The sequence below is a fragment of the Chitinimonas lacunae genome (genome assembly GCF_042650885.1).
Lineage (GTDB): Bacteria > Pseudomonadota > Gammaproteobacteria > Burkholderiales > Chitinimonadaceae > Chitinimonas_A > Chitinimonas_A lacunae.
Map to the genome: position 1 here is coordinate 579,099 of NZ_JBHSBU010000001.1, position 20,659 is coordinate 599,757.

The window sequence follows — 20,659 nt, forward strand, 5'->3', positions numbered from 1 at the left end:
TTTGGTAGTAATGGTTCATTTCTAAATAAAACCGGCTACTGATATGGCGCCGGTTTTGCATATTATTTTACTTTTATGTCAATCGCCCCGGTTGATGCGTCCCTCCGCCTCTCCTGAGGTTCTCCTGCTCCTAATCCTTCCACCCTCCGCAGCCCATAGGCTGGTTTGGCAGATGGCCGGTTAAACCGGGCTCGCTCGCAATATGGGCTGAGCGGATGCTCTGTGTCCGGACACGCTGACGCCGGATTTGCTGGAAAGGCGCTGGCCTGACGCCGAGAGGTAGGGCCAGAAGCGGATCGATCGTCACTGGTCGTTTTTTCCCTATCGCACCGATGAGTGACCGTCGCACAACTCGCGACGAAATTCCGCAATTGCTGCACTGTCTCCTGTTGGGACTTGTCCAGCTGATGATGGAGCGTGTCGTGGGTTGCCTGCGATGGAGAGCGGTTTTGCCATTCGTCTGAAAGAAATGGCTTGGGGAAAACAAAAAGAGCAGCCCGAAGGCTGCTCTTTCTTCACGAACCGGAAACGGCTGATTAAGCGCGCTTCTTGAATTCGTTGGTGCGGGTATCGATTTCGATCTTGTCACCGATTTCGATAAAGGCCGCGACCGGGAGTTCATAGCCGCTGCCGGCCAGACGGGCGGGCTTCATGACCTTGCCCGAGGTGTCGCCGCGCACGGCGGGTTCGGTGTACTCGACTTCGCGCACGATGGTGGTCGGCAGTTCAACCGAGATGGCGCGGCCGTCGTAGAAGGTCACTTCGCACTGGTCTTCCATGCCGTCGACCAGGAAGTTCAGCACGTCGCCCATATTGTCCTTTTCGACTTCGTACTGGTTGTACTCGGTGTCCATGAACACATACATCGGGTCGGCGAAGTAGGAGTAGGTGCAGGTCTTGCGCTCCAGCACCACCACATCGAATTTTTCGTCGGCCTTGTAGACGGATTCGGTACCAGCGCCCGTCAGCAGGTTCTTCAGTTTCATCTTCACGACGGCGGCGTTGCGGCCGGACTTGTTGTACTCGGCCCGTTGCAGCACCAGCGGTTGGCCATCAACCATTACTACGTTGCCGGCACGGAGTTCCTGTGCGATTTTCATGCGTCTGTTTTCCTGCTGAGGAAGGTAAGCGGTTGAAAAAACGCAGCATTATACCCGTGATTCGATAAATAGTACCAGCGCCGTCGCAAGATCTTTGCTTTGCGCTTGCTGAGTGCACCAGTCCGCCGCATGGCGGGCAAGGGTCGGCAGCGCCGCCGCATAGCCATCCCAGCCGGCTGCCGCATCGCCGCCGTTCCAGCCGAGCCAGAACTGGCTTTCCGCCGAATCGGCCGTGTGCTCGTCCCTAAACCCTTGATAACGCGACAGGAAGGCGGCGAGCTTTTGTCGATGGGCGTCGTCGTCCTGCGGGTAAATATGCCAAACCAGCGGTACGCCCGCCCACTGCGCCCGCACGAAGGAATCCTCGCCGCGCACGAAGTTGAGGTCACAGGACCAGAGCAGCCGGTCATAGTCGTCCTGGCTCAAAAAAGGCAGGGCAAACAGCCGTAAGGCGCCGCTTTCCGCCATCGTGCCCACGGGAAACTCCCGTCCCAGCCACTGCTCGACCTGCCGTCTCGGCTTGCCGTCGGCCACCAGCAGCAGACGCGGCGCTTCGCCTGTCCAGCGCGCCAGCAGCCCCGGCAGCGCCGGATTGTCGTAACAGAACAGCGAATGGCACGGCCATGTCAGCGCGGACGGCTCGATGCCAAGTCCAGCCAGCCAGCTTTCCCGCTCCATCCGCTGGAACCGCTCCCGGCGCTCGATCAAGTCGCCCTCGCGCAGCAGCCCGCCGCTTGTCGCCGAGAAGCCCGAGAAGAAGAAATGACGTGTCAGCGGCAGACGCGGATGGCGCGAGCCCAGGCCGTGACAATCGTCGATCCAGCTTTCCGCCGTCAGATATTCGAGATTGATCCAGACCGGCGCGGGCTTCATGGCGGCCATGGCGAGCAGGAAGGGCTCGGGCGGGTCGCAGGCAAACGCTTCGATCACCACTTCCCTCGGCGTCACGTCGGACCAATCCTTGGACCAATGGCGCACTTCGACGCCGCAGAGCGTTTGCTGCGACTGAGTCGGATCGATCCGCCGCTCCAGTACCGCAAAGCTCGCCAGATCGTCGACCCATAACCTGACCGTTGCACCGTGCTCGGCAACCAACTGACGCGACAGGCGCCAGCAGACGCCGATGTCGCCGTAGTTGTCGATCACAGTGCAGAAAATATCAAAAGATTTATTTTTCAATATAAGTGGCTCTGAATATTGCGGACATTTTGCAGATTATTTTATATATGGCTTATTCCAGACTGACCTCCCATCCGGCCGCCTCCAACTGGCGCCGGGCGGCCTCGGCGAGATATTTCCGCCCGTAAGGGCCGAGTTTCACGGCTGCCTCGGTGGCGAGACGACTTTTCAGCATGGCGAGCGGCAGTTCGCGCCATGCCTCGGCGACGGCTCGCAGTGCTTGAAGCTGACACAACGTCGGCCTGGGGGTGGGGCGCAGAAGGAGAAAATGGTCCGGCTCGGCTTCGATCGTGCCCGGGACGAGTTCGTGGGCTTCCTGGTACTGGCAGTGCGGACAACGGACGATCTCGCGGACTTGGCCGGGGAGGTGGCTGTTGGCGTGGAAGCGTCCCAGTGCCAGGCCGCAGCGGGGGCAGTCTTCAGCCACGGAGCAAGGACTTCATCGCCGCCTCGATGCCCGCTGGCGTGAGCGCGAACATCCGTTGGCCCAATTGCTTGCGCACCATATCGAGCGATTCGGTGTATTCCCAGTAGCGTTCCTCGACCGGGTTGAGCCATACCGCCGAGGGATAGCGGTCGAGCAGCCGTTGCAGCCAGAGCGTGCCCGGCTCTTCGTTCATATGCTCGACCGAGCCGCCGGGATAGCTCAACTCGTAAGGGCTCATGGTGGCGTCGCCGACGAAGATCAGCTTGTAGTCGGCGGGGTAGGTATGGATCACATCCCAGGTCGGGGTGCGTTCGCTGTGGCGGCGCTGGTTATGGCGCCAGACCGATTCGTAGACGCAGTTATGGAAATAGAAGTGTTCCAGATGCTTGAACTCGGCCCGGGCTGCACTGAACAGCGCTTCGCAGACCTGGATATGGTCGTCCATCGAGCCGCCGACATCGAGAAACAGCAGCACTTTGACCGCGTTATGGCGCTCGTGGCTAAAGCGCAGATCGAGATAGCCGCCGTTATTGGCGGTGGCCTTGAGGGTGGCGTCGATATCGAGCTGTTCCGCCTCGCCCTGGCGCACGAATTGGCGCAGCCGACGCAAGGCAACCTTGAAGTTGCGGCTGCCCAGTTCCTGGTTGGCGTCGAAATCGCGGAATTGGCGTTGATCCCACACTTTGACGGCACGGCGGTGGCGCGAGCCGTCCTGGCCGATCCGGATGCCTTCGGGATGATAGCCATAGGCACCGAACGGACTGGTGCCGCCGGTGCCTATCCATTTATTGCCGCCCTGATGGCGCGCTTTCTGTTCGGCCAGCCGCTCCTTGAGCGTCTGCATCAGCTTTTCCCAGCCCATGGCCTTGAGCTGGGCCTTTTCCTCTTCGCTGAGCTGCTTCTCGATCAGTTTGGTCAGCCAATCTTCGGGAATATCGGCCTCGATCTTGTCGAGCAGATGGTCGACGCCGTGGAAATAGCGGCCGAACACCTGATCGAAACGGTCGAAATACGATTCGTCCTTGATCAGCAGGGCACGCGCCACAATATAGAAGTCATCGAGGCTGCCGCTGATCAAGCGGCGATCGAGCGCTTCGAGCAGGGTCAGGAATTCCTTGATGGAAACCGGGAGCTTGGCGTCGCGCAGGGCGAAGAAAAAGTCGAGCAGCATGGGGAGAAAGGGTGATGTCGCAGCGACGAGACAGCGTATTCTAGCGTTAGAGCGGATCGGCCGGGCGGCCTGTGGGCTTTTCGTCCGATTTGGCGTGATTGGACAACGCGCCAATCTAGCGCCTGCTCTAGAATGCCTCGACTCACCCAATAGGCCGCACACGGCCAAGGAGGACGACATGCAACCCGGATTCGCCCCGCACGACAATCAAGCGGAAAAGCAGCGGCTGGCTGAGCTGTTCGCCCGCCAGCGCAGTGCCTATGCAGCCGACGTCTACCCATCAGCAGCGGTACGCCGCGATCGCCTGGGCCGGCTGCGGCTGGCACTGGAAAAACACCAGGATGCGCTGTGCCGTGCCATCTCCGAGGACTTCGGCCATCGCTCGCTGCACGAGTCGAAGCTGCTCGAATTCTTTCCCTCCTACGCCGGTATCGACCATAGCCGCCGCCATGTCGGCAAATGGATGAAGCCCGAAAAGCGCGGCGTCTCGATCTGGTTCCTGCCTGCCAGCAATAGCGTGGTGCCGCAGCCCCTGGGCGTGGTCGGCATTATCGTGCCGTGGAATTACCCGCTGCTCCTGGCGGTCGGCCCGTTGACCTCGGCGCTCACTGCCGGCAATCGGGCCATCATCAAGATGTCCGAATATACCCCGCGCACCGGTGAAACGCTGCGACTGGCGCTGGCGGAATTCTTCAGTGAAGACGAAGTGGCCGTGATCAACGGCGGCGTCGAAGTGGCACAAACCTTTGCCACCTATGCCTGGGATCATCTGCTGTTCACCGGTTCGACCTCGGTGGGCCGCCAGGTGATGCGCGCAGCAGCCGACAATCTGACCCCGGTCACGCTCGAACTCGGCGGCAAGTCGCCGGTGGTGGTGCATCGTGACTATCCGATCGCCACTGCCGCCGAGCGGATTTTGCACGGCAAATGCCTGAACGCCGGTCAGACATGCGTGGCACCCGACTATGTGCTGCTGCCGCGCGGCCAGGAAGAGACCTTTATCGAGGCGGCACGACAGGCGGTGCGCCAGTGGTATCCCGATCTGGCCGCCAGCCCCGACTACAGTGCCGTGATCAATCGGCGTCATCTGGAGCGGCTGCAAGGCTATCTCGACGATGCCCTGAGCCACGGTGCCCGGGTGGTGCCGCTTGGCGAGTGCGACCCGGCCTCGGGCAAGCTCGCGCCGACCCTGGTCTTCAATGTCAGCGAGGCCATGCGCCTGATGCAGGATGAGATCTTCGGTCCGATCCTGCCCATCCTGTCCGTCGATTCGGTCGACGAAGCCATCAGCTATATCAATGCCCGGCCAAGGCCGCTGGCGCTGTACTACTTTGATCACGACAACGAGCGGATCGGCAGCGTGCTGACCCGCACCCATTCGGGCGGGGCGGCCATTAACGAGACGGTGATCCATGTCGGTCAGGACGATCTGCCGTTCGGCGGCGTCGGCCCGTCGGGCATGGGGCATTACCATGGCCGCGATGGCTTTGACACGATGTCCAAGCGCAAAGGGGTATTTGCCCAGTCGCGCCTCAACGGCCTGCCTTTGATGCGTCCGCCCTATGGGCCGCGTATCGAGGCGCTGCTTAAATTCATGCTGCGCTGAGCGCGGGAGACTCCTGGTGCTGACACGTCGGCAATTCATCCAGACTGGTATCGCCGGCGCCGCCCTGTTGGGGGCGGCACGGCTCGCTTATGGGCCATTGCGGCCCGATCCGCAATATGAAGTCCCGGCCGAGAGCCGCTTCCGGGTGCTCGACGGTGCCAGCCGCACCGCCTTTGCCGCCATCGGCCGGGTAATGCTGGCCGGTGCCTTGCCGCGCGACGAAGCCGAATTCGAGACTGCGCTGCACGAGGTGGTGCTGGGCTGCGACACCGTGGTGGCCGGTCTGCCCGGAGCCGTGCGCGACGAACTCGAAGAATTGCTGGCCCTGCTCAATCAGCCGCTTGGCCGGCGTTGGATCGCCGGCGTTACCCGCTCCTGGAGCGAGGCGAGCGACGAGGACATTGCCCACTTCCTGTCGCGCTGGCGCTATTCCTCGCTATCGCTGTTGCGCAGCGGCTATCAGGCGCTGCATCAGATCGTGTTCGCTGCCTGGTACGGCAACCCGCGCGCCTGGGTCGGTATCGCCTACGCGGGGCCGCCTGCCTATATGAAGGAATTCTGGAATGCCTAAGGACATCATCGCCGAGGGCCTGGCCTCGGGGAAATGGCGGCTGATCGACGCGGCCACCTTGACCACCGACCAGACCATCGAAGCCGATGTGGTGGTGGTCGGCACCGGGGCCGGCGGCGGCGTGGCGGCGGAAATCCTGGCCCAGGCGGGCCTCAAGGTCGTGATGCTCGAAGAGGGGGGATTGCGTTACGCCTCGAAGCATTTCGATCTGACCGAATCGACCGCCTACCCGACCCTTTATCAGGAGTCGGCCGGCCGGCAGACCAAGGACAAGGGCATCACCATCCTGCAAGGCCGCACGGTAGGCGGCTCGACCGTGGTGAACTGGACGTCGAGCTTTCGCACGCCGCCCACCACGCTGCGTTTCTGGCGTGACCATTTCGGCCTCGAGGAAATGACGGTCGAGGCCATGGCCCCCTGGTTCGGCCGCGCTGAAAAGCGGCTCAATGTCAGCGATTGGAATGTCGAGCCCAATATCAACAATCAGGTGCTGCAACTCGGGGCCGAGCGCATCGGCATCCACTGGTCGCGCATCCGCCGCAACGTCAACGGCTGCCTCAATTTGGGCTACTGCGGGATGGGGTGCCCGAGCAATGCCAAGCAGTCGATGCTGGTGACGACGATCCCGGCTGCGCTGAACCTTGGCGCCTCGCTCTATACCCATGCCCGGGCCGAGCGGGTATTGACCGAAGGCAGCCGCGCCGTGGGCGTCGAATGCCAGGCGCTTGACGCCGATGGTCTGCGTCCGACCGGCAGAAAACTGCTGGTACGCGCCAAGACCGTGGTGCTGGCCGGCGGCGCCATCAATACCCCGGCGCTGATGCTGCGCTCGCGTCTGCCCGATCCTGAAGGGCGGATCGGTCGTCGCACCTTTCTGCACCCGGTCAATATCTCGGGCGCCTTTATGCCTTTCAAGGTCGAAGGCTGGCAAGGCGCGCCGCAGAGCGTCTATTCCGACCATTTTCTCGACACGCTGCCGGTCGATGGCCCGATCGGCTACAAACTCGAAGTCCCGCCGCTGCATCCGGTGCTCACTGCCATCACCATGACCGGTTTCGGTCATAAGCACCGCAGCGTGATGGAGCGGTTTGATCGGCTCCAGGTGGTGCTTGCCCTGTTGCGCGACGGTTTTCATGAGGACAGCCAGGGCGGATCGGTCAGCCTCAAGGCCGATGGCACGCCGCTGCTCGATTACCCGATCACCGGCTATGTCTGGGAAGGACTGCGCCGCGCCTATCTGACCATGGCCGAATTGCAGTTCGCCGCCGGTGCGACCCGGGTGGTGCCGATTCACGAGGATGTGACGGCCGAGGGCTACGCCAGTTGGGCCGAGGCTCGCGAGGGCATCCGCCAGTTGCCGCTCGAAGTGCTGCGGGCCAAGGTGGTGTCGGCCCATGTGATGGGTGGTGCCGCGATGGCGGCCAAGGCCGAGGACGGGGTGGTCGATGGCTACGGCCGCTTCCACCAGCTCGATGGGCTGTATGTGCTCGATGGCTCGGTGTTCCCGACCTCGATCGGTGCCAATCCGCAACTGTCGATCTACGGTCTGGTTACCCGCAATGCCGTCAAGCTGGCAGAGAAACTGACCGGTCGGAAGGAAAGCGCTTAGTGCCGCCTGTAAGGGGGCCAGTTGACCGCTTGTCTTGTTTTGTCCACCGCGCGGTATTCGAAATGGACGCGCTGCGATGACAAGCGCTGTCCCGCCTGCTTGCCCGATTGCTGACGCTGCTGTGTGGCTGTTTGGGGGATGGTTTTGCTGCTGCCGGCGCCATTGAGGATGCGGGAAGCGCAGACAGCGCTCGAATCGCTGAGCCAGGGTAAATGCTTGGCGGGTTTCGGTGCGGCGACCCTGTACTTCCGGCTCCACCGCTTGAACCTGCCCGCTGATCCTGTCCTATCAACCCAGGTGAGCCTGATGCGTGCTCTGTGGTGGTCTGCCTTGCTGTGCTGTGCGAGTCTGTTGGCCGCGCCGGCCGATCCGGTCTGTCTTGGCCGCACCGACTGCACCAGCACAGTGCTGTGGCGCGGCCGTGGCGGGGAGCAACTGATCCATGCCGAATTCAGCGCCCCAAAGCCGCTGCCCTGGTGCGAGGAGACGGAACAGAGCCTGAAAGCGCCGCCAGCTCATCTGCTGCTGCGTGCCGGCCGCAGGGTTTCGGTGATCGAGACCTTCTGCAATACCGGCCATGGTGCCTCGGGGATAGGCGAAGACGGTATCGAAATCGTGGGCGACCGTCTGGTGCTGACCCGCAATGGAGGGGCAGGGGATCGCTGGGCGACGGGGCGGACGATTTCCCTGCCGCAACTGCGCCTGCTGTTGAGTGCCCATACCAGCGCCTGGGCCGGTTCGGAGGGCGAGTGGATGGATGAGATCCACCGCGACCATCGCCGGCTATTGCTGTTCGACCAGCGTACTGTCGCGGCCGACGCGGCCGGTGCGCCCGATGGCGAGGCGAAGACACGACGGGCGCTGACGGTGCCACGGGTCGGCAGGATCGCCGCTTATGACTGGCGCCGCCATGGGCTGGGCAACTGCGCCCTCCATATCGATGGCAGCGCCAGGGGTGACCTGGCAGCGGGGGGATTTCGTATCCACGGTGCCGGCAAAGGCGCCGAATTCCGGCTGCTACAGCTTGGCGATGTCGGTCTGGTGGTGGAAATCCGTGATCCGCACTGGGTCCGGCAGGGGACTGAACCGCTCTATGCCGACCATCTGGAATTGTGGTTCGGCCCCAAGGTGTCGCGTTATGACCGCGAAGCCGGCTACCAGGCGGCCGATCGGGCACTGGTGCAATGGTCGATCAGCCCGTTCGATGGTTCGGTGGCCGTGTTGCGCGGCAAGCCCGTCACGCCGATCAAGGCCGAGGCGGTGGCGTTGGCCGATGGCGTCAGGCGGGTCCGTATCGAACTGCCGGACGAAACCCATTTCACCCTGGTCTACAGCGACAGCGAACGAGGGCGGCGGCAGGATAGGCTGATCGCTACCAGTGAACTGGTGTTCGGCCGCGCCTATAGCCTCGGCCATAGCGAATCGATCGATGTGTATCGACCCCAAGGGGATGGGGAAGCGTGTGTCTTGGTGGGAGACCGATTGAGGTATCGGTTTGAGGCAGGGGTGCCGTTTGAACTGTGGCGGACGGGCGACTGAGTCGCTTATCAGCCGTTTCTGGCTGTGTAGAAAATATTCAGCAAAACAACTGCAAGAGCCGGAGCGGCTCTTGCGCGATTTGTATCAATTTGTGCGGAACGATTAAACGGGCGTGTGAACGGCGTAACCTTGTTCGAGCGCTTCGAACCGTTCGCGGAACGAAGGTTGGATATAAGGCTTGAGCAGCGAGAGGACCTGACGCACGCCGCTGCGGCCGGTGGTTTCGGTGATCGGGGTATGCGGGTGGATGGATTGCTGGAAGGCAAACCAGAATTTGACCAGCATCCAGACATTGGTGGCGAGCGGTTGCAGATCGGTCAGCGGAATATCGACCATGCCGATCGCCACGAATTCGGCAAACTGACGGCCCAGGATCACCGTCATATCGGTACGCACGAAATCGTGGTAGGCCTCCTGCATCTTCGGATTGCGGGCCAGCAGGCCCGGCATGTCGTAGAACAGGAAACGGTACTGCCACATCGCCGCAAAGGCGGTTTCGAGGTAGCGGCCCAGGTCTTCGGCGACGATGGCGCGGTCGGACGGCACCTGCAGGTTATCGCGCATATAGTCGCGATATTGCAGGAAGATCCGGTAGACAATCTCTTCCTTGTTGCGGAAGTGGTAGTACAGATTGCCCGGGCTGATGCCCAGATGGGCCGCGATATGGTTGGTGGTGATCGAACGCTCGCCGTGCTCGTTGAACAGCTTGAGGCTCTCTTGAACGATGCGGTCGTAGGTTTTCATGCGGGGCGATGACGAATGGATAGCAGGCGGACTCTACTACGGCACGCACAAAAGCTCTAGCGATTGTAAGCGCCAAGTAAGAAATATATTGCCACCCTTATACAAAAGCTGGGTGGACGACTGAAAGCGAAGAGAGGGGAGGTGGCGAGCCTGACCCCCGGCACTTGCAGTAAATCGCTATGGCTGCTTCCTTCCGGACCTGACCAGGTTCACGACCCTGCAATGCGGGGAGACCCGCCATAGAGTCCTACCGCCATTGCGATAGAGGCCGAACTATATCACCCCTGACCGGCGCCGTCGAGCAGTTCGCTGTCGGCATACCAAGCTAAATCGCCACATAGCACGAAGGGCTGGTTATTGATGCGGATACCAAGCGACAGGGTGACGCAGAGTTGGCCATCGGTCAGCGCCAGATAAGGGCGGGAAATCTGCAATTCGCCAAAGCGGCGCATCGCCTGCCGAAAGTACTGACGGCGCGACCAGATCGCCCCTTTGGTGTCGGCCAGCGGCGCAAAGCGATCGGCACTCGGATGGTGACCAAGATGGGTTTCGCTCAGGCAATCGTCGACCTGGCAGCCAACGGCATCAAGCAAGAAACAGCGCAGCGACAAGCGCTGGGTCAGGAATTCGGCGGTGGCCTGTTCAAAGGCTCCGCCTTCGACCAGCCGATCGGCGCCATGGAGCAGCGCCTTGGTATAGGGGGCGAGCAACTGCTGATTCTGATTGATCTCGCGATGCATGGTGGTTTCGAAATTGCGCCATAACTGCTCGAAGGTATGGCGCAGCGCTTCCGGCTCGAACAAATTGGGGCTAGGCGTGGCGAAGTAGTAACCCTGCACCAGGTCGCAATCGGCCTCCATGGCCAGAAAGGCCTCCCAGTCGTTTTCTATGCCTTCGGCCAGCACCAGCGAGCCGGCTTCATGGAGCAGGGTAACGAGGCCCGGCAGGATATGGCGGGCCTCCGGATTGTCGGCCGCGTCAGCGATCAAGGTGCGGTCGAGCTTGACGATATCGGGCCGCAGACGCCAGATTCGATCGACATTGGAGTGACCGGCGCCAAAATCGTCGATGGCGATCAGACAACCCATTTCCCGGAAATAATCGACGGCCCGGGCCAACTGGCGGTTGTTCTCGATGGCGGTCTCCAGTACCTCGATCACCACCTGGGTCGGTGCAATGCCGACCTTCTCCAGCATTTCCGGAAAGAAGCGGCCGTATTGGCCGGCATGGGCAAAGGCGTTGGGTTCGGCATTGAGAAACAGCCACTGCATGCCGCTTTGCTGCTGGGTGCTCAGCCGGGAGAAATTCAGGCTATGCAGCAGCCGCGCCAGCCGGTCCAGCGTCACCAATTCCGGCTCCGAGCGGGCCGAGGCGAACACGGTATAAGGGGATAGCTGGCGCCCATTGTCGGACCAGGCCCGCAGCAGCCCTTCGTGCCCTACCACCCGTCGATGGGCAAAACTGAAGATGGGCTGGAAGTGGCTGTGCAGCACCAGATTGTCACGATGCGCCAGATAGGCCGTGTCTTCCTGATAGACCAGGCCAAGCAACGCATCGAGTTGGAACGGCGCGGTCACGGTCATGGGCTGTCGAGCGGAAAACGCGTGATTTTATATTAGGCACGCTGACCACAGCGCAGCAACGCGGCGATGGCCTCCTCAGGCGCTCAGTTCGCCGCGCAGATTGGTGGTCAACAGGTCTTCCGGGTTAAGCAGCCCGGCCGGTTGCGACAGCACGAAATACAGCTTGGTCAGTACCGCCTCAGGTGTCATGTCGAGCCCCGAAATCAAACCGGCCCGTGCCAATGCCGAGCCGGCGGCATATTGGCTCATCTCCACCTTGCCCGAGATGCACTGGGTGCAGTTGACCAGCACACAGCCGCGTGCGGTGGCTTCGGCAAAGGCGGCCATCAGTGCCTGATCGGCGTCGGGCGCGTTGCCGGCGCCATAACTCTCGACCAAGGCCCCGCGCAGCGGGGTGGCCAGTGCAGCGGCCAACATTCTGGTGCTGTGGCCGGGGTAGAGCTTGAGGCCGGCGATGGCGAGTTCAGGGTCGATACGGTGAGCGCGAAATGGCTGCGACGGCGGCGGCAGACACAGCGCGGCATTGAGCTCGGCTTCCCCTTGAAAGCGGCCGAGTATCGGGTAGTTGGGCGAGCCGAACGCTCCCATATCGGCGCCCCAGAGCTTGCGGGCACGGTTGCCGCGCAATAGCTGGCGGTTGAAGGCGATACAGACTTCATGCAGGGTCGATCGGCCTGCCCAATAGAAGGCATCGACCAGGTTCTGCTCGGCATCGTTGGGCTGCTCGGCCAGCGAGACCATGGCTCCGGTGACGATGACGGGCTTGGCAAGGTTTTCCAGCATGAACGACAAGGCCGAGGCCGTATAAGCCAGGGTGTCGGTGCCATGGATCACCACAAAGCCGTCAAAGTCGTGGTAGTGGTTGGCAATGTCCTCGACGATCTGGTTCCAATGCGCGGGTTGCAGATTGGACGAGTCGATCAGCGGGCTGTATTCCTTGAGCAGATAGTCGGGAAAACCGGGAGTGCGGCGGGCGATGGCGGCGAGTTCGGTCGGCAGATAGCCGGCGGCCGGTGCGTGGCCCGCGGCGGTCTTCTGCATGCCTATGGTGCCACCGGCATAGATCACGAACAGACGACGATGGGCCATGACTATCCTTCTTGCGGTAACATGCGAATTTTGCCCGCGACTTTACCAGCGCTCACGCCGGCTAGGCTAGCGCAGGGCGCACCGGGAACCCTTATGACGATCACTGACAATAAAAAAGCCTTCCACGACTATTTCATCGAAGAACGCTACGAGGCCGGACTGGTGCTGGAGGGCTGGGAGGTCAAATCGATCCGAGCCGGCCGGGTCCAGATCAAGGAGTCCTATGTGGTCCTGCGCAACGGTGCCTTCTGGCTGCTGGGCTGCCATATCACTCCCTTGCCGACGGCCTCGACCCATATCCATCCCGACCCCGTCCGTACCCGCAAGTTGCTGTTGCATAAGGCAGAAATCAGCAAGCTGATCGGCAAGGTCGAGCGCGCTGGCTACACCTTGGTGCCGCTCAATATGCATTACCTCAAAGGGCGGATTAAGCTCGAGATCGGCCTGGCCAAGGGCAAGAAGCAGCACGACAAGCGCGAGAGCGAAAAAGAGCGCGAATGGGCACGTGAAAAGCAGCGTCTGCTCAAGAACAAGGTCCGTTGATCGGTCGGGACGACCACCGCTCTGCTGCAAACTGAACGAATCCGGTAAAATCACGCTCCTACGGTCGTCCCCTTGTCACTCTGATAGGTGAGCGTGATGCGTAATACCGCCTTTCCCGCAGTCCTGATCGTTATCGGCAGCTTATGGCTGCTCGCTGCCACCGACCTGCTGCCGACCACCAGTGTGCTGGTGTCGGTTGGTCTGGTTGCCGTGGGTGTGGTGCAGCTGCTGCTCGATGGCGTCAACAAGTCCACGGTAGTCGCCGCTCCGATGTGGATGCTCAGCGGTGGCCTGTTCTACGGCATTGCCCAACGCAGTATCACCCTGAGCGTAGCCGGTGCGATCGCCATGATCGTACTGGGTCTGCTGCTGCTGTTAGCCCGGTTGCCCGCCATTCCCGAACGCCGTCAGTCTGCTGACGGCAAGCCCAGCGACGGGACGACCTCGCCTTGGTCGCAATGACCACCTGCCATTCCCTCCCGAAAGACCCCGCCATGGATAAAATCCTCATTCTCGACTTCGGTTCCCAGGTCAGCCAGTTGATCGCCCGCCGGATTCGAGAAGCTCACGTCTACTGCGAACTCCATCCCTACGACGTATCGCTCGATTTCATCAAAGCGTTTGCGCCCAAGGGCATCGTCCTGTCGGGCGGGCCGAACTCGGTCTACGAGGAGGAAACCTACCTGGCCGATGCCGGCCTGTTCGAGCTGGGGGTGCCGGTGCTGGGCATCTGCTACGGCATGCAGTGGATGGCACAGGCGCTGGGCGGCCGGGTCGAAGCCGGGGCTAAGCGCGAGTTTGGCTACGCCGAGATCAAGGCACGTCACCATTCCAAGCTGTTTGAAGGGCTGAGCGACCGTATCGACGACGCCGGCAACGGCTATCTCGATGTCTGGATGAGCCACGGCGACAAGGTGGCCGAGCTGCCGCCAGGTTTTCATGCCATCGCCGAGACACCGTCCTGTCCCTACGCCGCCATGGCCGACGAGGACCGTGGTTACTATGGGGTGCAGTTCCATCCCGAAGTCACCCATACCAAGCGCGGCACCGAGATGCTGCATCGCTTCGTGCTCTATGTCTGCGGCGCCAAACCGTCGTGGACCATGCCCAACTACATCGAGGAAGCGGTCGCCAAGATTCGTGAACAGGTCGGCGATGAGGAAGTGCTGCTCGGCCTCTCGGGTGGCGTAGACAGCTCGGTCGCTGCCGCCCTGATTCACCGGGCCATCGGTGATCGTCTGACCTGCGTCTTCGTCGATCATGGCCTTTTGCGCCTCAACGAAGGCCAGATGGTGATGGATATGTTCGCCCGTGGCCTGGGCGTCAAAGTGATCCATGTCGATGCCAGCGCCGAGTTTATGCACCATCTCGAAGGCGTCACTGACCCCGAGCAGAAGCGCAAGATCATCGGTCGCGAATTCGTCGAAGTATTCCAGCGCGAAGCCAAGAAGCTCGATAACGCCAAATGGCTGGCCCAGGGCACCATCTACCCCGACGTGATCGAATCGGCCGGTGCCAAGACCAAGAAGGCGCATACGATCAAGAGCCACCACAATGTGGGCGGGCTGCCCGAGACCCTGAACCTCAAGCTGCTCGAACCGCTGCGTGAGCTGTTTAAGGACGAAGTCCGCCAGCTCGGCGTGGCGCTGGGTCTGCCGCACGATATGGTCTATCGCCATCCCTTCCCGGGTCCGGGCCTGGGCGTCCGTATCCTTGGCGAAGTAAAGCGCGATTACGCCGACCTGCTGCGGCGGGCCGATGCGATCTTTATCGAAGAGCTGCGTAATACCCGCGACCCGGCACGCGGCAAGAGCTGGTACGAACTGACCAGTCAGGCGTTTGCCGTATTCCTGCCGGTCAAATCGGTAGGGGTGATGGGCGACGGTCGCACTTACGAGTGGGTGGTGGCGCTGCGTGCCGTCGTCACCAGCGACTTTATGACTGCCCACTGGGCCGAATTGCCTTATGAATTGCTCGGCCGAGTGTCGAATAGGGTGATCAATGAAGTGCGCGGCATCAACCGCGTCGTATACGATGTCTCGGGTAAGCCGCCGGCAACGATCGAGTGGGAATGATCTACCCTCTGGTAATTACAGGTACCGAAAAGCATTAAAACCCTCCGAAGCCCGCGTCAATGCGGGCTTTTTCACGTCCTGATTCGGCAGTTTCTGGTAACCGTTAGCACGCCCAAGCAATAGTTTTTTGGGGTATGGCGATTGGTACGATGGATTTCGATGCCATGAGTAGTGCTCAATACCATACCACCTTTTTCGGGGTGAGCATGGTATCAAAATCGGAAATGCCTTTGATTTTTAAAGGGTTTTTCGGTGAAAAAATGAGCTCTCGAATCATGGTATTTCCAACCCACCAGGACCGAGACCATGCTGACCGATACCAAACTGCGCAACCTGAAACCAAAGGACAAGCTCTACAAGGTTCCTGACCGCGACGGCCTCTACGTCGCTGTTACGGAAACTGGCACCGTCTCGTTTCGCTACAACTACTCCATCAACGGCCGGCAAGAGACCGTCACGTTCGGTCGTTTCGGTGTTGGGGGAATTACTCTGAGCGAAGCTCGGGAACTGCTGGGCGAGGCCAAGAAGATGGTCGCGGCTGGCAAGTCACCGGCGAAGGAGAAGGCGCGACAAAAAGCCCGCGTTCGGGATGCGGAGACGTTCGACGCTTGGGCGGAAAAGTGGCTGCGCGGTTACCAGATGGCCGAGTCCACCCGGGACATGCGGCGCGCGGTCTATGAGCGCGAGGTAAAGCCGAAGTTTGGAAACCGGAAGCTGACCGAGATCAACCACGAAGATTTGCGCGCGCTGACTGATGCCATTGTGGCGCGGGGTGCACCGGCGACAGCATTGCACGCGCGCGAAGTGGTAGCGCAGGTCTACCGCTGGGCTATGGAGCACGGCCAGAAGGCCGAGAATCCGGGCGAGCTGGTGCGCCCGGCTAGTATTGCCCGGCTCGAAGCGCGCGACCGAGCACTGACGCCCGATGAAATCGGGTTGATGTACCAGTACATCGAGCGCATTGGCACCACCCCTTCGATTCGGGCGGCTGCCAAATTGCTGCTGTTGACGATGGTGCGTAAAAGCGAACTGACGAAGGCGAAATGGAGTGAGATTAATTTTGCGGAGGCGCTTTGGACGATTCCAAAGGAGAGGATGAAGCGGCGTAACCCGCATGTGGTGTTTCTGTCCAGGCAGGCGCTGGATATCTTTATCGCCCTTAAGACCTTCGCGGGCGGATCGGACTATGTATTGCCGTCGCGGTACGACTCGGATACGCCGATGAGCAGCGCGACGCTTAATCAGGTGCTGACGCTGACGTACAGGCTGGCACAGAAAGAAGGTAAGCCGCTTGCAAAATTCGGGCCGCATGACTTGCGGCGAACGGCTAGCACGCTACTGCACGAGGCCAACTACAACACCGATTGGATCGAGAAGTGCCTAGCGCACGAGCAGAAGGGCGTCAGAGCCGTCTACAACAAGGCCGAGTACCGCGAGCAGCGCACGGCCATGTTGCAAGACTGGGCTGACATGATTGACGAGTGGACGGTCAGACGGGCTCAGCCATAGGATGGTAGCCCGGGCGCATCGCCTGGGCGCTGCAGTTCTTTCGTGACTCGACCCACGCTTCAATCTCGGCCAAATCCCACGCTACGTTCCGGCTGGTCAGAGCAATACGGCGCGGGAACTCGCCGCGCTGTTCCAGGTTGTAGATGGTGCGATCGGACAGCGGGATCATCGCGAGCAGCTTCTTGCGGTTGATCAAGGTTCTGAAGGTCATTGCGGTTCTCCATTCGAAAAAATGCCCGACGTGATGTCGGGTATAGTTTTTTGGGGGCAGGTCAAGTCGGGCTTCGGGTCCACCTCGAGCTGGGTGAGCCCGTCGTCGAGCGCGGCCAGCTCCTCCGGCGTCCACGGTTCCCGAGCGGCGGCCTGGCCAGCGATGTCCCAGTCCGGGACGGCAGAGATGCGAACCGGTCCGGTCGCTTCCAGATCGACCCAGCAGCCCTGGCTGAGCGGCGCGCGGGTCACGATGGTTGCTCCTCGGCCACATCCAAGCCCAGCGCATCGCTGAGAATCCGGCTCAGCTGCTGCGGCGTCAGCACCTGCTCGGAATCGACCAGCAGTTCGGCGCGCGGCCGGATCTCGTTGTATTCGCCGTAGTCGGCACAGGTCGGGATGATCATGCCGGCGTGACCTCGGGCGCGTCAGGGGTGATGTCGTCGAGCAGTTCGAGCAGCGCCACCGCGCCGTCGTCGTCAATTCGGCCCCAGCGCTGTGCCACCGCCTCGGCGGCAGCACGCTGGAGCGGCGTCGCCTCGGGCGACAGCTTGATCGTGTACGACGACGGCACGGCTACGCGGCGCAGTTCCTCGAGCGCCGCGCCGGACAGTTCGTAATGCTCGGCGATCAGGGCAGGCCAGCTGTCCGGCACGGGCTTCTTGCCGGTTTCGACGTCGCTCAAGAGGTTCGTCGAGACACCCAGCCGTCCGGCCATTTGCGTGCTCACTTCGTCGTGGTCGATGCGCAGCTTCTTGAGAAATTTGCCGATCGGCGAGCTGGCGGTATTACGGGTGCGGGCGGGCTGCGTGGTTTCGGTCATGGTGTGCTCCAAATGGTCGAGAAAAAGCCCCAATTCCTGGGGCTTGGAGAAATCGGTATCCCGTCGGGGTGGGGCTTAAGTTTTGGCTTCTCCGTCGTCTACCCGCAGACGAGCAATTGCCTGCTTTACAGCCGCCGGCAGGGGCATGCCATGCGGTAGGGAGGTTTTCGCGAAGTTTGCGATACGGAGTAGGGCGGCTTGAATGCACACATCCTCGATAAAAGCTTGAGCTGTAGCCGGTGGTAGCGGCTCGATGGCGGTGTAGATTAGTTCGAGCAGCCGTCTTACCTTTTTCCGCTTTATCGCCTCAGCGTTTATGGCGGTTGCTTGAGGATTCGGGGGTATCTCGGGGGAATGCATGGGGTGTTCCTCCGTGGGCAATAAAAACCCCAGCTCACGGCCGGGGCGAGTGTTGGGGGCTGGTGCGGATCAGATCAGGGACGGCTGCGGCTCGATCTCAAGCTGAATGCTTTCCTGCAGGCATTCGGAAAGCGCGGCGGCTTCGGTCCCGGCCGGCTTGAACGACGCTTGAAAGGCAAGCGCGATGCACTGGTCGCCGTTCTTGTCGAGCATCGGTTGAAGGCTGAACTTCTTCAGGGTGACGTCGCGGAACTTCAGCGACCGATCGATGCGCAGCTCCATGTTCAGCATTTCGCCCTTCCAGGTGACCGGCTCCATATTCGGAAAGCGCGGGTTGCCGGCCCCGTTGAAAAGGAAGTCGCGCAAGGTCGGATTGAAGCAAGCCAGGATGCCCGGGTCCACCTGCATATCCAGCTTCATATCGACGGCCAACACCTTGTTGCTATCCGGCCCTTCCTTGCGCAGGTTCAGGCTGTTGAGGGTGGCGTGTGTTTCAAGCTCCAGGCTCATCGTTGCGTCTCGTGATGCGGGCCGCTTGCTGCGGCCCGGTGGGGTTTACTGGTCAGCCAGATCAGGCTGGCGCGGTTTCGCGCTGCGCTTCGCCATCGCATCCGCGATCGCTTTCTCGACGTCGGCGCGCGCCGTGTCGCCGAGTCCGCGCGCCATGTCGCGAGCGATCAGGAAATCGCCGTCGGCGACCAGGGACAGCACTTCGGCGAGAGTCGGCGGCGGGGACGATTGCGTCGCGGTCGGCGGCGCGGCCGACTTGGCCGGGGTCGCCTTGGACGGCGGAGCGGGTTCCGGCGCCGGCTCTTCGACGACGGCGACCGGCTCGACAACCGGCTCCGGTTCGACGGGCCGGACCTGTTCGCGTAGCGCGTCCAGATCCGTCGTATAGGCGCCGCTGCCGTCGGGCCGCGCTTCGATGAAATCTTCGGCCTCCTCCGCCGTCTGTAGCCCCATCCCCAGCTCCGGCGCGTAGGCGCGTTGCCAGAACGCGGCGGCGCGGTAGACGAACATCTGGTCGGGCATCGTCTTCCACTTCGAGCCGTTCTTTCCGCTCCAGCCTTCGGCGAGCACCATCTCCCACGTGACCCAGATACCGTCGAGGCGCTCGTTGGTAGCGCGCTCGATCGCCCAGGCGCGACAACCGTAGTCGGCTTTGCCCGGCTCGCCTTTCCATTCGTAACGCAGCGCGGAGAAGCGGCCGCAGACGTTGATCGTGGCGATCAGAAACTTGCTCGACCAGCCGGGCGTGCCGTGCACGATGTACAGGTTTTGCATGACCATCAGCGGATTCGCGCCCATGCGCTGGGCCATGTCCAGCGCGATCATGCAGTTGGGGATGTTGTCCTGGTACTGCTTCGGCACCAGGTCGGACATGGCAAAGGCTTTGGCGACGCGCTGGATCAATTCGAAGCTCTGCAGGTTGAAGAAGCCCGCGCTGACGGCGGGCATGTTGACTTCGGCCGGCGGCGGCTGGCGCAGCGCGGCGAGCGTGGCGGTTTGGGTCATTGGGTTATCCCTTGAATTTGCAGGCGGGGAAGTTCGGGCAGTACTTCGACGAGCAGAGGATCGAGCGTGGGTTGCCGTAGAACAGGCCGGCATGGACGATCCGGCTGGCGTACTCGAGAAGGCCGGGTGCGTCGTCGGTCCCGAGCAGGGCGGTGCGGCCATCACTGATTTCGCCGACGCCCACGCGCTGCGCGATCGGGGTTTTACCGGTCTGCAGGCCGATGATCTGGGCGGGTGCCGTCAGCGGCTGACCGGTCACGTATTCCGCGATCAGTTCGTAGACGCCGACCTGCGGGCCATGGCCCTTTGTCGAGACGGTGCCGTCTGCACTCACGGCTTGGCCGCCGGTTTTCAGGTCCGCGATGCCAAGCTGTCCATCGGGCAACCGGCGCACACGATCTGTTGTGCCGGTCAGCCGCAGACCAAGGTCAGTAATCACCAGCTCTTCGCAGGCAACTTCGACGCCGACGTAGTCCTGGTGCGGCGCAATCTCCGCGCAGTACCTAGCATGCAGGGCAAGGCCGATCCGCTCGGCGTCCGTCGGCTTCGTATCCGCCCAGTCGATGTCTTCGTCGGGCTTATGGAGCGCGTCCACCAGTGCGCCGGCCGCGTCGTCTGCAGTCAGCGGCGAACCGTCGAGCGCGGCTTGATCGAACAGCGCAGTGCTAGCATGCACGGCGGTTCCGAGCCGTGAGGCGCCGCTCGCCGGCAGACGCATGCCTTTGATGTGCTTGGACTCCCACCGCGCTGGACAGTCCAGCAGTTCCGTCAACGAGCTGGCGCGCACGGTGACGACGGGTAAGCGAAAAGGGGCATTCATTCGAAAAAGCTCCAGACGACTCGCCCCAGACTGAGCGCCGACAGCGCGACGTAGGCGACGACGCACCAGCTCGCGAACGCGGTCACGCGCCACCAGATCGGCCGGCGCGGTCGAACAAAAATCAGACGCATTCGTCGGGCTCCAGCCAGGACACGATGACGACCCCACAGGCCGGGTGCCGGCATT

24 protein-coding genes and 1 other RNA gene are annotated in these 20,659 nt (G+C 61.7%); 8 read left to right on the plus strand and 17 right to left on the minus strand.

The window, feature by feature from the left end; translation table 11 throughout:
• Positions 1–536: 536 nt before the first annotated feature.
• The 4 genes from efp to ACFOW7_RS02485 are packed head-to-tail and all read right to left on the minus strand — an operon-like array spanning position 537 to position 3,877.
• Positions 537–1,100 (minus strand): elongation factor P, encoded by a 564-nt coding sequence (gene efp, locus ACFOW7_RS02470; RefSeq protein ID WP_378160650.1) that lies wholly within the window; start codon positions 1,098–1,100, stop codon positions 537–539.
• Positions 1,101–1,148: 48 nt separating this feature from the next.
• Positions 1,149–2,279: an elongation factor P maturation arginine rhamnosyltransferase EarP gene (gene earP / locus ACFOW7_RS02475; protein WP_378160652.1), complete on the minus strand. Its 1,131-nt coding sequence runs from the start codon at positions 2,277–2,279 to the stop codon at positions 1,149–1,151.
• A gap of 52 nt (positions 2,280–2,331) precedes the next feature.
• Positions 2,332–2,706, minus strand: a complete 375-nt coding sequence (locus ACFOW7_RS02480; RefSeq protein WP_378160654.1) for a hypothetical protein — start codon at positions 2,704–2,706, stop codon at positions 2,332–2,334.
• Positions 2,699–3,877: a vWA domain-containing protein gene (locus ACFOW7_RS02485; RefSeq protein ID WP_378160656.1), complete on the minus strand. Its 1,179-nt coding sequence runs from the start codon at positions 3,875–3,877 to the stop codon at positions 2,699–2,701. Before ACFOW7_RS02485 ends, ACFOW7_RS02480 begins: the two co-directional genes overlap by 8 nt.
• 178 nt (positions 3,878–4,055) lie before the next feature.
• Here ACFOW7_RS02485 and ACFOW7_RS02490 point away from each other — a divergent pair, with 178 nt between their 5' ends.
• From ACFOW7_RS02490 to ACFOW7_RS02505, 4 genes are all read left to right on the plus strand, one after another.
• Positions 4,056–5,483 (plus strand): coniferyl aldehyde dehydrogenase, encoded by a 1,428-nt coding sequence (locus ACFOW7_RS02490; protein WP_378160658.1) that lies wholly within the window; start codon positions 4,056–4,058, stop codon positions 5,481–5,483.
• A 16-nt stretch (positions 5,484–5,499) separates the two neighbouring features.
• On the plus strand, positions 5,500–6,054 hold the full coding sequence (locus tag ACFOW7_RS02495; protein WP_378160660.1) for a hypothetical protein: 555 nt from the start codon (positions 5,500–5,502) through the stop codon (positions 6,052–6,054).
• Complete coding sequence (locus tag ACFOW7_RS02500; protein ID WP_378160662.1) at positions 6,047–7,663, plus strand: GMC family oxidoreductase; 1,617 nt, start codon at positions 6,047–6,049, stop codon at positions 7,661–7,663. The genes ACFOW7_RS02495 and ACFOW7_RS02500 overlap by 8 nt, the downstream gene beginning before the upstream one ends.
• Before the next feature lie 306 nt (positions 7,664–7,969).
• Entirely contained in the window at positions 7,970–9,202 is a 1,233-nt protein-coding gene (locus ACFOW7_RS02505) for a hypothetical protein (RefSeq protein ID WP_378160664.1), read from the plus strand.
• 102 nt (positions 9,203–9,304) lie between these two features.
• Here the strand turns inward: ACFOW7_RS02505 and ACFOW7_RS02510 are convergent, their stop codons facing one another.
• The 4 genes from ACFOW7_RS02510 to ACFOW7_RS02525 form a co-directional block, all read right to left on the minus strand.
• The gene (locus ACFOW7_RS02510) at positions 9,305–9,946 is read right to left on the minus strand and encodes a TetR/AcrR family transcriptional regulator (RefSeq protein ID WP_378160666.1); all 642 of its coding nucleotides are present in this window, start codon (positions 9,944–9,946) and stop codon (positions 9,305–9,307) included.
• 140 nt (positions 9,947–10,086) lie between these two features.
• An RNA gene (gene ffs, locus ACFOW7_RS02515) (signal recognition particle sRNA small type) lies at positions 10,087–10,185 on the minus strand.
• A 39-nt stretch (positions 10,186–10,224) separates the two neighbouring features.
• A complete protein-coding gene (locus tag ACFOW7_RS02520) occupies positions 10,225–11,529 on the minus strand; it encodes a sensor domain-containing phosphodiesterase (RefSeq protein WP_378160668.1) in 1,305 nt (434 codons plus the stop codon).
• A 75-nt stretch (positions 11,530–11,604) separates the two neighbouring features.
• Entirely contained in the window at positions 11,605–12,618 is a 1,014-nt protein-coding gene (locus ACFOW7_RS02525; protein ID WP_378160670.1) for an asparaginase domain-containing protein, read from the minus strand.
• A 93-nt stretch (positions 12,619–12,711) separates the two neighbouring features.
• On the opposite strand from ACFOW7_RS02525, the gene smpB reads away from it, so the two are divergent.
• The 4 genes from smpB (at position 12,712) to ACFOW7_RS02545 (ending at position 16,745) form a co-directional block, all read left to right on the plus strand.
• Positions 12,712–13,161 (plus strand): SsrA-binding protein SmpB, encoded by a 450-nt coding sequence (gene smpB / locus ACFOW7_RS02530; protein WP_378160673.1) that lies wholly within the window; start codon positions 12,712–12,714, stop codon positions 13,159–13,161.
• A 96-nt stretch (positions 13,162–13,257) separates the two neighbouring features.
• The gene (locus tag ACFOW7_RS02535) at positions 13,258–13,623 is read left to right on the plus strand and encodes a hypothetical protein (RefSeq protein WP_378160675.1); all 366 of its coding nucleotides are present in this window, start codon (positions 13,258–13,260) and stop codon (positions 13,621–13,623) included.
• A 32-nt stretch (positions 13,624–13,655) separates the two neighbouring features.
• Positions 13,656–15,236 (plus strand): glutamine-hydrolyzing GMP synthase, encoded by a 1,581-nt coding sequence (gene guaA / locus ACFOW7_RS02540; protein WP_378160677.1) that lies wholly within the window; start codon positions 13,656–13,658, stop codon positions 15,234–15,236.
• A gap of 306 nt (positions 15,237–15,542) precedes the next feature.
• Entirely contained in the window at positions 15,543–16,745 is a 1,203-nt protein-coding gene (locus tag ACFOW7_RS02545; protein ID WP_378160679.1) for a tyrosine-type recombinase/integrase, read from the plus strand.
• On the opposite strand, the gene ACFOW7_RS02550 is transcribed toward ACFOW7_RS02545, so the two are convergent.
• From ACFOW7_RS02550 to ACFOW7_RS02590, 9 genes are all read right to left on the minus strand, one after another.
• A complete protein-coding gene (locus tag ACFOW7_RS02550) occupies positions 16,726–16,956 on the minus strand; it encodes a helix-turn-helix transcriptional regulator (RefSeq protein ID WP_378160681.1) in 231 nt (76 codons plus the stop codon). The two genes, ACFOW7_RS02545 and ACFOW7_RS02550, sit on opposite strands and share 20 nt — an antisense overlap.
• Entirely contained in the window at positions 16,953–17,207 is a 255-nt protein-coding gene (locus tag ACFOW7_RS02555) for a hypothetical protein (RefSeq protein WP_378160683.1), read from the minus strand. Before ACFOW7_RS02555 ends, ACFOW7_RS02550 begins: the two co-directional genes overlap by 4 nt.
• Positions 17,204–17,362: a hypothetical protein gene (locus tag ACFOW7_RS02560; protein WP_378160685.1), complete on the minus strand. Its 159-nt coding sequence runs from the start codon at positions 17,360–17,362 to the stop codon at positions 17,204–17,206. The genes ACFOW7_RS02555 and ACFOW7_RS02560 overlap by 4 nt, the downstream gene beginning before the upstream one ends.
• On the minus strand, positions 17,359–17,778 hold the full coding sequence (locus ACFOW7_RS02565; protein WP_378160687.1) for a helix-turn-helix domain-containing protein: 420 nt from the start codon (positions 17,776–17,778) through the stop codon (positions 17,359–17,361). The genes ACFOW7_RS02560 and ACFOW7_RS02565 overlap by 4 nt, the downstream gene beginning before the upstream one ends.
• A 75-nt stretch (positions 17,779–17,853) precedes the next feature.
• Positions 17,854–18,138 carry a hypothetical protein gene (locus tag ACFOW7_RS02570; protein ID WP_378160689.1) on the minus strand — a complete coding sequence of 95 codons (285 nt, stop codon included), beginning with the start codon at positions 18,136–18,138 and terminating at the stop codon, positions 17,854–17,856.
• A gap of 69 nt (positions 18,139–18,207) precedes the next feature.
• Complete coding sequence (locus ACFOW7_RS02575) at positions 18,208–18,648, minus strand: hypothetical protein (protein WP_378160691.1); 441 nt, start codon at positions 18,646–18,648, stop codon at positions 18,208–18,210.
• 45 nt (positions 18,649–18,693) lie between these two features.
• Entirely contained in the window at positions 18,694–19,653 is a 960-nt protein-coding gene (locus ACFOW7_RS02580) for a hypothetical protein (protein WP_378160693.1), read from the minus strand.
• 4 nt (positions 19,654–19,657) lie between these two features.
• Entirely contained in the window at positions 19,658–20,473 is an 816-nt protein-coding gene (locus tag ACFOW7_RS02585; protein WP_378160695.1) for a RecB family exonuclease, read from the minus strand.
• On the minus strand, positions 20,470–20,604 hold the full coding sequence (locus ACFOW7_RS02590) for a hypothetical protein (RefSeq protein ID WP_378160697.1): 135 nt from the start codon (positions 20,602–20,604) through the stop codon (positions 20,470–20,472). The genes ACFOW7_RS02585 and ACFOW7_RS02590 overlap by 4 nt, the downstream gene beginning before the upstream one ends.
• Positions 20,605–20,659: the final 55 nt, after the last annotated feature.